This is a genomic window from Rhizobium sp. WYCCWR 11152, from assembly GCF_013087615.1.
Classification (GTDB): Bacteria; Pseudomonadota; Alphaproteobacteria; order Rhizobiales; family Rhizobiaceae; genus Rhizobium; species Rhizobium indicum.
Map to the genome: position 1 here is coordinate 383,493 of NZ_JABFCP010000002.1, position 11,759 is coordinate 395,251.

Annotated in this window: 10 protein-coding genes; 9 read left to right on the plus strand and 1 reads right to left on the minus strand. The window is 60.5% G+C overall.

From position 1 onward, the window contains the following. Positions 1–20: 20 nt before the first annotated feature. The 6 genes from G9X67_RS02065 to G9X67_RS02090 all read left to right on the plus strand — a co-directional run bounded on the left by G9X67_RS02065 (position 21) and on the right by G9X67_RS02090 (position 7,376). Positions 21–1,313: a sugar ABC transporter substrate-binding protein gene (locus G9X67_RS02065; RefSeq protein ID WP_171597909.1), complete on the plus strand. Its 1,293-nt coding sequence runs from the start codon at positions 21–23 to the stop codon at positions 1,311–1,313. 72 nt (positions 1,314–1,385) lie between these two features. Further along, complete coding sequence (locus G9X67_RS02070; RefSeq protein WP_171597910.1) at positions 1,386–2,318, plus strand: sugar ABC transporter permease; 933 nt, start codon at positions 1,386–1,388, stop codon at positions 2,316–2,318. After that, positions 2,311–3,204: a carbohydrate ABC transporter permease gene (locus G9X67_RS02075; RefSeq protein WP_138333065.1), complete on the plus strand. Its 894-nt coding sequence runs from the start codon at positions 2,311–2,313 to the stop codon at positions 3,202–3,204. The genes G9X67_RS02070 and G9X67_RS02075 overlap by 8 nt, the downstream gene beginning before the upstream one ends. 2 nt (positions 3,205–3,206) lie before the next feature. Beyond that, positions 3,207–4,907, plus strand: coding sequence for a glycoside hydrolase family 32 protein (locus tag G9X67_RS02080; RefSeq protein ID WP_171597911.1), 1,701 nt, complete (start codon positions 3,207–3,209; stop codon positions 4,905–4,907). Positions 4,908–4,920: 13 nt separating this feature from the next. Then, positions 4,921–5,967 (plus strand): sn-glycerol-3-phosphate ABC transporter ATP-binding protein UgpC, encoded by a 1,047-nt coding sequence (gene ugpC, locus G9X67_RS02085; protein ID WP_171597912.1) that lies wholly within the window; start codon positions 4,921–4,923, stop codon positions 5,965–5,967. A 398-nt stretch (positions 5,968–6,365) separates the two neighbouring features. Further along, entirely contained in the window at positions 6,366–7,376 is a 1,011-nt protein-coding gene (locus G9X67_RS02090) for a DUF4105 domain-containing protein (protein ID WP_171597977.1), read from the plus strand. Positions 7,377–7,514: 138 nt separating this feature from the next. Here G9X67_RS02090 and G9X67_RS02095 read toward each other — a convergent pair whose 3' ends face one another. Next, positions 7,515–8,381: a helix-turn-helix domain-containing protein gene (locus tag G9X67_RS02095; protein WP_138333060.1), complete on the minus strand. Its 867-nt coding sequence runs from the start codon at positions 8,379–8,381 to the stop codon at positions 7,515–7,517. 99 nt (positions 8,382–8,480) lie between these two features. On the opposite strand from G9X67_RS02095, the gene G9X67_RS02100 reads away from it, so the two are divergent. The 3 genes from G9X67_RS02100 (at position 8,481) to G9X67_RS02110 (ending at position 11,738) form a co-directional block, all read left to right on the plus strand. Further along, the gene (locus G9X67_RS02100; RefSeq protein ID WP_171597913.1) at positions 8,481–9,797 is read left to right on the plus strand and encodes an alpha-glucosidase/alpha-galactosidase; all 1,317 of its coding nucleotides are present in this window, start codon (positions 8,481–8,483) and stop codon (positions 9,795–9,797) included. A gap of 190 nt (positions 9,798–9,987) precedes the next feature. Further along, positions 9,988–10,782: a DeoR/GlpR family DNA-binding transcription regulator gene (locus tag G9X67_RS02105; RefSeq protein ID WP_138388963.1), complete on the plus strand. Its 795-nt coding sequence runs from the start codon at positions 9,988–9,990 to the stop codon at positions 10,780–10,782. Continuing rightward, positions 10,779–11,738 (plus strand): BadF/BadG/BcrA/BcrD ATPase family protein, encoded by a 960-nt coding sequence (locus tag G9X67_RS02110; RefSeq protein ID WP_138388962.1) that lies wholly within the window; start codon positions 10,779–10,781, stop codon positions 11,736–11,738. Before G9X67_RS02105 ends, G9X67_RS02110 begins: the two co-directional genes overlap by 4 nt. Positions 11,739–11,759 lie beyond the last annotated feature (21 nt).

Here is an 11,759-nt window from a genome sequence, read left to right on the forward strand (position 1 = left end):
AATACGAAATGAGGATTTTAATGGGTAATCGTTTACTTCCCGCACTCCTAGCGTCCGCTGCCCTGGTCGCGACCGCCGGTTTCGCCGAGGCGAAGACCGTCATCCACGTCATGCACCAGGGCGATCCCGGCTGGGTGAAGGCCTATGGCGACGTTGCCACCCGCTTCGAGGCCGCCAATCCCGATGTCGACATCGAGATGATCTACGCGCCGCACGATGCCTATAACGAAAAGTTCAGCGCCGCCGTCATGGCCAAGCAGCTGCCCGATATCATGGAATTCGATGCTCCGTTCCTCGCCAATTATGTCTGGTCCGGCTATCTACAGCCCGTCAAGCCGCTCATTGACAAGGACCTGCTCGATGACATGACGGATTCGAATATCGCCCAGGGCACCTATCCGATCGACAAGGACCTCTATGCGATCGGCCTCACCGACTCCTCGGTCGTGCTCTACGGCAATAAGAAATATCTTGAAGCCATTGGCGCCCGCATTCCGAAATCGGTCGATGATGCCTGGACCCGCGAGGAATTCGAAGGTTATCTCGAAAAGCTTTCCAAGCTCGAAGGCGTGAAGTGGCCGATCGACACCTTCCGAGGTTACGGCATCAAGACCGAGTGGATCACCTATGCCTACGGCCCCCTGCTCGAAAGCGCCGGCTGCGACCTGATCGACCGCAAGACTTGGAAGGCCAGCGGCACGCTCGATGGCGAGGCCTGCGTCAAGGCGCTGACGATGATGCAGGACTGGGTGAAGAAGGGCTGGGTCGTACCGACTTCGTCGGGCACCAACCAGTTCTACGCCGAAGGACAGCCGGCCGCGCTCGCCATGGGCGGCCACTGGTTCTACGCGGAGGCATCGGCAGCGATGAAGGACAATATCGTCGTCATGCCGCTGCCGAAGATCGGCGACAAGGGCGTGAGCCCGAACGGAACCTGGATCTGGGGCATTTCCGCGACCTCGGAAAACCCTGAGATCGCCGGCAAGTTCCTGAGCTTCCTGCTGAAGGACAAGGAATACAGAGAGTACGCCAAGACCCAGTCCGCCTATCCGGGCCTGAAGAGCTTCGCCGCCGAATCCCCGCTCTATGCGGAAGGCGGTCCGCTCGCCGTCGCCTTTGAGCAGGCTTCCAAGACCGCGATCGCCCGTCCGCCGCACCCGGCCTATCCGACGATCACCTCGGCCTTCATGCAGGCCGTCGACAAGATCTTCAACGGTGGTGACGCGCAGGAAGCGCTGACGGCCGCCGCCAAGAAGATCGACGAGGATATCGAGGACAACGCCGGCTACCCGCCCTTCGACGAGCAGCAGTAAGGGGTTTTGACGGGGCCGGCTCTCCGGCCGGCCCTGGACTATCTCGGGAGGATGACCGATGAGGAGGAAACAATGACTTTGCAACAGACCTCCACGCCCGCTTTGCAACGTCCGGCGAAACGCCGCGACAACCAGCGGCTCTGGCAGGAAATGGCGATGATCGCGCCTGCCTTTCTGCTTATGGCGATATTCCTGATCACGCCGTTCCTCTTGTCCTTCTGGACGGCGATGACCAACCAGCCGCTCGTGCCGCGCCCGACGCCGGTACGCTTCGTCGGCCTCCTGAATTTCGAGCGCGTCTTCACCGATCCGCTGTTCTGGACCTCGCTGTGGAACGTCACGCGCTTCACCGTCTGGGTGCTGCCGCTGCAGTGCGGCCTCGCCTTCCTGACCGCGCTACTCTTGCATCAGAAGCTGCCGATGCAAAACCTGCTGCGCGGCCTGTTCTTCCTGCCGGCGATCACCTCCATGGTGGTGGTCTGCGTCATCTGGGGCACGCTTTTCCAGTACCCGAGCGGCCCGCTCAACCAGATCGTCGGTTTCCTTTCCGGCGGCACGATTCAGCCGATCGACTGGCTCGGCGACCCCAACTGGGCGATGTTCTCCATCGTGTTGCTTTCAGCCTGGCAGGCCTATGGCTTTCAGATGATCATCTATCTCGCCGGCCTGCAGGGCATTCCCGAAGAACTATACGATGCCGCCCGCATCGACGGGGCAAGCGCGCTGCGCCGCTTCTGGCACGTCACCATGCCCGGCCTTCGCCCGACCCATGTCTTCGTGCTGGTCATCACCACGATCCAGGCCTTCAAGCTCTATACGCAGGTGGCGATCCTCACCCAGGGCGGCCCGAACGAAAGCACCGAAACCGTTGTCCACTATATGGTGCGCGCCGGCTTCGAGGAGCAGAAACTCGGCTACGCATCGGCCGTGTCCGTCATCCTCTTCGTCATCGTTCTTCTGATCGCGCTCCTGCAACGCAAACTCCTGAGGCGCTTCGATGTCTGATCTCGCTTTGACCCAGCCCGTCCCGCTGGCAATCGCAAGGGGCAACGGCAAGAGAAGCCTGCGCATCGTGCAGAGCCTCTGCATCCTGGTCATCGCGCTGGTGATGATCTCGCCGCTGTTCATGCTGCTGATCGCCAGCCTGAAGGACGACCGCTTCCGCATTCTCGCCGACATGGGCAGCTTCCGCGCCTTCTGGGTCAGCGACCCGACGCTGTCGAACTACAAGGAGATCGCCCATTTCTCCGGCGAGCTGGCCTATGGCCGATATCTCTTCAATTCGCTGGTGATCCTCGTCGCCACAGTCGTCTCGGGACTGGTCGTCAATTCCATGGCGGGCTTCGTTCTCGCCTGGGGCTCGCTGCGCGGCAAGGCGGCGCTCTTGGCGCTGATCGTCGCGCTCTATGTCATCCCGCAGGAAAGCATCATCATGCCGCTCGTCGTCATGATGTCGCGGGCGGGGCTGACGGATACCTTCGCGGTGCAGATCCTGCCCTGGGTGGCAAGCCCGCTCTATGTCTTCCTCTTCTACCAGTTCTTCGCGCAGCTGCCGAAAGAACTCTATGAAGCGGCGGAAATGGACGGCGCATCGGCCTTCCGCATCTACCGGTCGATCTACATGCCGCTCAGCCTGCCGGCGCTCGCCACGGTCTCGATCCTCATGGGCATCGAAAGCTGGAACCAGTATCTGTGGCCGACGCTGGTCACTCAGACCGACTATGCTCGGCCGATTGCCGTCGCCATCGCCACCTTCTTCGGACAGGACAGCATCTACTGGGACCGCGCCATGGCCGCCTCGGTGCTGATGATGATCCCGGTCCTCATTCTCTATCTGGCTTTCCAGCGCTGGTTCGTCAGTTCATTCGTCGGCTCCGCCGTGAAAGGTTGATCATGTCTCTGCAGGCAAAATCCGAAACGTCAGCACCTGAAACCATTGAAGCGGAGCTGCCCGAAGGCACGGTGCTGCATCTCTGGCTGAAGGCGCGCCATGCCGGCGGCGAGGCGAAGCTCTTCGTCGCCGTTGATGGCAACGACATCGGCGAGCCCTCGACCCGCCGCACGGGGGAATTTGAGTTCTTCGCTGTGACGCTCGCGAAAGGCGGTCGTGCCACGCTGTCCTATGATGCGACAACCACAGCGCTCTCAGTCGCTTACGCCTTCCGGCCGGAAACCGTGATGAAGGAGGGCATCCGCGTCCTGCACAGCGATGCCCGCACCGCCGCCCCCGACGTGCCCGACAGCTACCATTTCCGCCCGCCCTTCGGCTGGATGAACGATCCGAACGGGTTTGGACGGTTCGGCGGAAACGCTCACCTCTTCTACCAGCACTATCCTCATGAGCCGCGCTGGAACACTATGCACTGGGGGCATGCCGTCTCGAAGGATTTCGTCCGCTGGAGGCATCTGCCCATGTTCCTCTTCCCGGCGGCGCATCTATCGGAAAAGGACGATGGCCGCGGCGGTGCCTTCTCCGGCTCGGCGATCCCCGGCGCCGGCCCGGAAGGCGAGGAGATCCGCGTCTTCTACACCGAGCATGTGCGTGACCGGCAACCGGAAGAGCAAATCCAGCTTTCCGCGGTCAGCCGCGACGGCATCGTCGCCGGGCCGTCGGAAATCGTGATGCCGCTGCGCCCGGAAGGCTTGAACCTCACCACCGATTTCCGCGACCCCTATGTCTTCAAAGGCCCGGACGGGCGCTGGAAGATGCTGCTCGGCAGCCGCGACAGGCAGGGCGGCGTCGTACTGCTCTATGAAACCGCAGACGCGCAAGGCGCCGATGGCTGGACCTTCCTCGGTATCCTCCATCGTGAGGACGGTTTCGGCATGACGGCGGCGGAATGCCCCTGCATGGTGCCGCTTTCCGGCAAAAACGCAGAAACCCGCTGGGCGCTGATCTTCGGTCTGCTCACCAGCCGCGACCCGGCCACCGGCCGCCGCAACCTCACCTCCGTCACCGTCGGCGGTTTTGATGGCCGCACCTTCACCGCGGAGTTCGTGCAGGAGTTGGATTTCGGTTCGGATGCCTATGCCTTCCAGGCTTTCGTCGATGGCGACGAGCCGGTCGGCATCGCCTGGCTCGCCAACTGGACGGATTTTTCCAAGAAGGACGACTTCCCGACGACCATGACCCTGCCGCGCCGCGTGCTTCTCGACGGCGACACCGTGCTGACCCCGCCGGTCGCAGCCGTCGAAAGCCTGCGCCATCAGTTGCTTGATGACACCGCGCTTGCCGCTGGCAAGACCGTGCCGCTCGGCACCGGCGCCGTCGAGATCGTACTTGATCTCACCGAGCCGGGCGCCGCCTTCGATCTCACCTTCGATCATCCGGATGTCGATCTAGGCGTGAAACTCGATGCCGATGGTCTGGCGATTGTCTTCGACGCTCGCACCGGTGTGACGCCGCCACGTTACGTCGCCGCCGGCGCGAAACCGTCCAGCCTGCGCATCTTCCTCGATGCCGGCTCCATCGAGGTCTTCGCTGACAACGGCCGCTGGACGGGGTCCAAACGCATTCCGGGCTTTGCCGCCGCACGTTCGGCAACGCTCACCGGCGCCGTCGCCGAGGCCGGCGTCTGGCAATTGAAACTGTGAGGGCGGACAGACAATGGCATCGGTAGCAATCGACCGGGTTCTGAAGCAATACGGCGCGGCCTCCGTTATCCACGGGGTTTCCGCGGATATCGAGGACGGTGAGTTCGTCACGCTCGTCGGGCCGTCCGGCTGCGGCAAGTCCACGCTTCTGCGCATGCTGGCGGGGCTAGAGGATATCAGCGGCGGTGAAATCCGCATCGACGGCCGCGTCGTCAACGACGTCGCGCCGAAGGAGCGCGATATCGCGATGGTGTTCCAGTCCTACGCGCTCTATCCGCACATGACGGTGCGCGAAAATATGGGCTTTGCCCTGAAGCTGCAGGGGCGCGATAAGGCGACCATCGACAAGCTGGTGAGAGAAGCCGCCGGCATTCTCGCACTTGAACCCCTGCTGGAGCGCTTGCCAAAGCAGCTTTCCGGCGGCCAGCGCCAGCGCGTCGCCATGGGCCGCGCCATCGTACGCCATCCGAAAGTGTTCCTCTTTGACGAGCCGCTGTCCAACCTCGACGCCAAGCTGCGGGTGACCATGCGCAGCGAAATCAAGGAGCTGCATCAGCGCCTTGGCACTACCATCGTTTACGTCACCCACGACCAGATCGAGGCGATGACCATGGCCGACAAGATCGTCGTCATGCGCGCCGGCCGCATCGAGCAGATCGGCAAGCCGCTCGATCTCTACGACCGCCCGGATAACACCTTCGTCGCCGCCTTCATCGGCTCGCCGTCGATGAACCTCTTCGAGGGTGGCGTCAGCGACGGCGGCTTCCGTATCGAAGGCGGTGTGTCCCTGCCGCTTCCGCCACAATTGAGCCAAAGCGCGGCGCGCACCTACGGCATCCGCCCGGAAGACCTCGACATTGCGGAGACTGGCATTCCGGCCACCGTGCTGACTGTCGAGCCGACCGGTGCGGAGACCCATCTTTCGGTGCGTGTCGGCACGCAGACGGCAACCATCGTGCTGCACCGGCGGCTGGATATAAAAGCCGACCAGCAAATCCACGTCGCGCCCAAATCCGAGAAAATCCACCTCTTCTCAGCCGAAGGCAGTCGGATAGGCTGATCCCTCGGCGCCTCCCGCTGAGCCGCGTCCGTCATTTGACGGGCGTGGTTCGGTGCCGGTGCCATCCAGCCTTGCGACGTCTTAGTTTTGAGTGTTCGCCCCTTCAGTTGATCGAATTGGCCAATTGCGCGGCAATCTGTTGCCGCGGTTCGAATCTCTTCAGGAGCCGCATGCGATCGGGAGGTCAAGTGACTTCATCTGCGCTGGCGGTTTCCATGAAGAATATCTTGGTTTTGTCATGCCTGCTGGCACCGTCGGTCACGCCAGCGGAATTCAAGCCATACCAAAATGGAGGATCCGGCGGCCTGTCGCTTCGGATAGGTTCTGGGCTTCGTGTCCGGAAACCGATAGGGTCCAACGATCAGGACGAACGCTTCAAACTCGTTTGGAAAAGCAAAATGATTCGACCGGCCCGTGCGATCGCCATTGCAGTGCTCGTCTTGCTTGTCGTCTTTGCATCGGCTTGGTCGTCGCTGGCGCTTTGGTACCGCTTGCCGTTGCCCGAGGTCGGCAGGCAAGCCAGCGCCATCTTGTTCGGGCTTTTTGGCGCCGCCGTCGTCGTGGCGCTCTTTGGCAGAAGGCGCTTTCGTGCGGTCCTCGCGTTTGGGGCCGCGTTCGTCCTTGTCCTCGTCTGGTGGAGCACTATCGAGCCGCAGGCAAATGGAGCGTGGGCTCCGGACGTCGCTCGTCAGGTCACCGGCGAATTCGACGGTGATCTGTTGACGCTGACAAATGTCCGCGATTTCGAGTGGCGCAGCGCCACCGACTTCACGGAACGATGGACGAAGCGCAGTTATGACCTGAACAAGTTGAAGACCGTCGACATGTTCATGTCGTACTGGTCAGGTCCGACCATCGCGCATGTCATCATGAGCTTCGGCTTCGACGACGGCCGCTATATGGCGTGGTCTATCGAAGTGCGTCGCCTTTCTGGAGGCACGTTCTCGCCGCTGGCGGACCTCTTCAAAAACAGCCCTCTAGTCATCCTCGCCGCAGACGAAAGAGATGTGATCGGCCTCCGCTCCAATTTTCGCGGTGAGGACGTCCAGATCTACCGCCTGAGGGCGTCGCCTGCAGCTGCGAGGCTTCTTCTGCGCGAGTACGTCTCCGACGCAAACGCCCTTGCGGCCACGCCCGCCTTCTACAATTCGCTGACGACCAACTGCACGACGACCATCGTCAAGATGATGCGCGTCGCAGGCGACGCCGTGCCGATGGACTGGCGCCTCGTCGTCAACGGATACCTGCCGGAATACGCCTATGACCGGCGCGCGCTGGACACCTCCGTTCCCTTGTCGCAACTTCGGTCGGCCGCACACATCGCTGCAAGGGCGCACGACGACGGTCTTTCGCCGATTTTTTCGCAGGCCATTCGCGTCGGCGTCCCGTCGCCGCAGGGCGCGTTGTGACCGGGGATGATCTGGGAAACAGGCTGGGGCCGAAGCCGTAACACGTGCCGACCAGGCGATCATGACGGCGAAGAGAACGTTGCCTTGTAGACGCACGCTAGTCGAACAGATCAAATAGTTTTTCCGGCGGACCATTCGTCAAGGCGCCGGAGTGTTCTTGGAGTTCACCGCTTCTCGGAAATGACGGGGGGTCGTCCCCGTTCGCTCCTTGAAAATCTCGTAGAAGCGACTGCTGGAACCAAACCCGCAGTCAAAACCGATCTGGAGGACCGGATCCTCCGTGTCCGTCAGTCGCTGCATCGCCCGGGCAATCCGATGTCGGGTCAGGTATTCGTTGACTGATATTCCCAAAATCTTTCGGAAAGCGCTGTTGGCGGTGCTTGGATGCATGCCAGCGAGTTTTGCGAGATCGGCTACGCCTACCGGATCTGCATAGCGGGAATTGATGAGGTCGATCAGCAGCTCGACGTGTCGCACTGCCTGGCCGGCCAACGATGTCGGAGAAACATGGGTTGGCGAATTGTCGCTTTCAGCATTGTCCAGGATCAGACGTCGTATTCGCAGTCGTGCTTCCTCCACAACCAATTTCCGTCTTGCCGCACTACCGCACTGCCATTCCTTTTCCCATCGTGGGAGGGTCAACGCATCCATCGTTTCCTGATTTGCCTGCGCCAGAAATCTCCCCTGCATGATCGACTGCCTTGCTTTCCTGTCCACCGGCAGACCCAGGAAATCGATAAGGGGAAGATAGACGCATACCAGCGGCGCATTTTCGCTAACAGCGATCGTCTGATGCGGAATTGCAGCCCAGAATAAAACCAAGCGGCCGGCCTCCACCTGTTCCTGCCTTCCATTAAAGAGGTAGGTCATCTGGCCTGCCATGAGCAGGTTTATTTCAACGTGGTCGTGCCAATGCGGTGCGGCCATCGCATCAGCGATGTGACGCTCGATCAGGAACTCCCCTCGGGATCCAATCCATTCGCCGCGGCTTTGGAGATGTTTCATGTGTCTGAGACTCGAATTCCGGAATTAATAGGCCGATGTCAGGAAGAAATTCTGATCTAGAAGGAGCAGTAAGCAATCACAACCGATAGGGAGATTGCAATGCCGAAGATTTGCCTAGTAGGCGCTGGTAGCACCGTTTTTGCACAGAACATTCTGGGAGATGTCCTATCCTCGCAGAGAGGCGGCGACTACGTCATCAGTCTCTTCGATATTGATCCAGAGCGACTGAAGACGTCAGAGATCGTCGCTCGCCGGATCTGCGAGTCGCTTAAGCTTTCAAACGTCAGGATCGACGCCACGCTCGACCGGCGAGAGGCGCTGCGCGGGTCTGATTTCGTCATCCTCATGATGCAGGTCGGTGGCTACAAACCGGCTACCGTCACGGACTTCGACATTCCAAAAAAATACGGCTTGCGTCAGACGATCGCCGACACCCTTGGCATCGGCGGCATTTTCCGCGGTTTGCGGACGATACCAGTCCTTGAGGCGATCTGCCGAGACATGCAGGAGGTTTGCCCGCAGGCTCTTTTGATGCAGTACGTCAACCCGATGGCCATCAACTGCTGGGCGATCAAGGATCTGGCCCCGGAAATCCGCACCGTCGGCCTGTGTCACAGTGTGCAGCATACAGCCGGGCATCTCGCGCAATGCCTCGGAGAGGACATTGCCAACGTGAACTACGTTTCGGCTGGCATCAATCACGTCGCCTTCTTCCTGAAATATGAGAAAGTTCATAGCGATGGACGGCGGGAAGACCTTTATCCGAGACTGAACGCTCTCGCCGCCGATGGCCGCGTTCCGCCGGACGATCGGGTGCGGTTCGATGTGCTCAAACGGCTCGGCCACTTCGTCACCGAATCCAGCGAGCATTTCTCCGAATATACCTCCTGGTACATCAAGGAGGGACGAGGGGATCTGATCGATCAGCTCAATATTCCGCTGGACGAATACATCCGGCGCTGCGAAGTGCAGATCGAAGAGTGGCATGCCCTGCGCAAAGAACTGGAAGGCGACAAACCGATCGAGGTGTGCCGCAGCAACGAATACGCGGCCGGCATCATTCATGCCGCGGTCACTGGCAACCCGGCGCTGATATACGGCAATGTTCCAAACAACGGCCTGATCGAGAATCTGCCCGATGAATGCATTGTGGAAGTGCCTTGCCATGTCGACAGAAATGGAATTCAGCCGGTCCGGGTCGGTCGGATCCCCTCTCAGCTTTCCGCCGTCATGAACTTGAGCGTTTCCGTTCAGCAGTTGACGGTCGAGGCGGCTCTGACAAAAAACCGCGAGCGCATCTACCAAGCCGCTCTGCTCGATCCGCATACGTCTGCGGAATTGTCTCCAGACCAAATCTGGCACCTTGTCGACGACCTGATCGATGCACACGGCGATTTGTTGCCGAGATATCAGTGAGATCCCGTGGATAAGCCAGCCAGAAGCGCATGGCAGTTCATTCGTTTAGGCGCGCCGTGAATTCACGGCGCGTCTTTTTCATTCCAGCCTTCATTCCAATAAATCAAAAAACGTCAGAAAATTGATTGACACTGATCATTTGAAATGAAAATGTGATCGAAATTGGGGAAGGATCCAGAGGGAGTTGTCTTTGAGCCAGGCAGTTGGAGTGAAGGTCGATCGACTGGATGCCATTCGCAGCCACCTCTACGCGAACGGCTTTTCGACCATTCAGGCGCTTGCCGATGCGATCGGAGCATCGCTTGCCACGGTTCGTAGAGACCTGCAGATTCTTGAGCAGGAGGGCGCCATTGATCGCGTGCATGGTGGAGCGCGCATTGCCGAAGGATCGTCGGTTGAGGTCGCATTTCAGGAGCGCGAAAAGCGCCATCTATCGGCCAAACGGGCGATTGCCACCGCGGCCTACGACCTGCTTCATCCGCGTACGGCAATCTTTCTCGACGCGGGAACCACCGTCCTGCAGCTTGCGCGCCTCGTTCGCATCAACCCCATGCCGCTCAGGATATTCACCAACGGCCTAACGGTAGCGCAGGAATTCCTGAATATTCCGAATTTGGAAGTGGTGCTTCTCGGCGGTCAGCTGCGCAGCGAGAATGCGTCGCTTGTCGGACCTCAGGCGGAGGCAATGCTGGAAACATTATGGTTCGACCAGCTCTTTCTTGGCGCCAGCGCCATCAGCTCCGACGGTGCGATCTACAGCGTGGACAGTGCGGAAGCGAGCCTCAACCGGCGCATGCTGGCTCGGTCGGCCAATCGTTTCGTCCTGGCCGATTCCTCGAAATTCGGAACCATGGCGACTTACAAGGTCGCGCCGCTGGACACTGCGAAAGTCATTACCGATTCCGGGCTTTCGCGGCATTGGCGCGAGGAACTCGTCAACTTCGGCGTCGACGCAACAATCGCGGATCTGAGGGCGAAAGAGTGAGCGACGCGCTGATCCTCGGCATCGACGGTGGCGGAAGCAAGGTGCTGGTTGCCCTCGCGGACAAGCGTGGGCGGATATTGCGGCGTTCCCGCGGCCATGGGGTCAATCCCATGGACAATCCGAATTGGCTCCAGGAGCTGGAGCAGCATCTCCTTCCCTTTCGCGATGAAGGAAATCTGGCGGCCGTCGCCGCAGCACTGCCCGCCTACGGGGAGGTCGAACGCCTTTCGGCTCTACAGCGGGATGCGATCGAGCGCCTATTCCCAAACGTCCACCGGCGCGTCCTCAACGACGTCGACGCGGCGCACCTCGGTGCTTTTGCGGGCGAGCCGGGTATCCTCATTCTTTCCGGCACGGGTTCAATGGCATGGGCGCGCAATTCCAAAGGCCAGTCGGCGCGGACCGGCGGCTGGGGAGATCTCGTCGGTGACGAGGGCAGCAGCCATTGGATCGGGCAGAGGGCGCTCAATCTCGTCAGCCAAAGCTTGGACGGGCGCGCTCCGGCAACAGCTCTCGCAACGGCTCTGTTTGACCACCTTGGCATCGACTTGAGCAATCCCATGAATGGGCTCGGCGATTGGGCCAGCTCCCTGGCGAATGCACGGGCGGACATTGCAGCAATTTCGACCCTCGTCGATCAGATCGCACTTGGCGGCGACAAAGGAGCGGTCGGCTTGATCGAGCAGGCCGCCGATGAACTCGCGAAGCATCATAAGGCAATTGCCGGCCACTGTGATCCGGATGCCGACTGGACCTATGCCGGCGGTACTTTTTCGAGCCGGCTTCTTTTGGAGGCGCTTGAACGGCGAATCGGCAGGCCTACGGTTTTGCCGAAACTTCCCCCGATTGGCGGCGCGCTCCTGGCTGCCGCCCAACTTCTCGACTGGCCGTTGGACGACGGCTGGTTCGGGCAAATCGTGGCCACGGCCGAAGGCGGTGACCGCACATCCCAGTGAATTGAGCTCAAGAATAATGAA

Excerpts from the sequence above, each read along its gene's own strand:
- G9X67_RS02065 (WP_171597909.1), top strand. The coding sequence starts at position 21 with ATGGGTAATCGTTTACTTCCCGCACTCCTAGCGTCCGCTGCCCTGGTC.
- G9X67_RS02070 (WP_171597910.1), top strand. The coding sequence starts at position 1,386 with ATGACTTTGCAACAGACCTCCACGCCCGCTTTGCAACGTCCGGCGAAA.
- G9X67_RS02075 (WP_138333065.1), top strand. The coding sequence starts at position 2,311 with ATGTCTGATCTCGCTTTGACCCAGCCCGTCCCGCTGGCAATCGCAAGG.
- G9X67_RS02080 (WP_171597911.1), top strand. The coding sequence starts at position 3,207 with ATGTCTCTGCAGGCAAAATCCGAAACGTCAGCACCTGAAACCATTGAA.
- ugpC (WP_171597912.1), top strand. The coding sequence starts at position 4,921 with ATGGCATCGGTAGCAATCGACCGGGTTCTGAAGCAATACGGCGCGGCC.
- G9X67_RS02090 (WP_171597977.1), top strand. The coding sequence starts at position 6,366 with ATGATTCGACCGGCCCGTGCGATCGCCATTGCAGTGCTCGTCTTGCTT.
- G9X67_RS02095 (WP_138333060.1), bottom strand. The coding sequence starts at position 8,381 with ATGAAACATCTCCAAAGCCGCGGCGAATGGATTGGATCCCGAGGGGAG.
- G9X67_RS02100 (WP_171597913.1), top strand. The coding sequence starts at position 8,481 with ATGCCGAAGATTTGCCTAGTAGGCGCTGGTAGCACCGTTTTTGCACAG.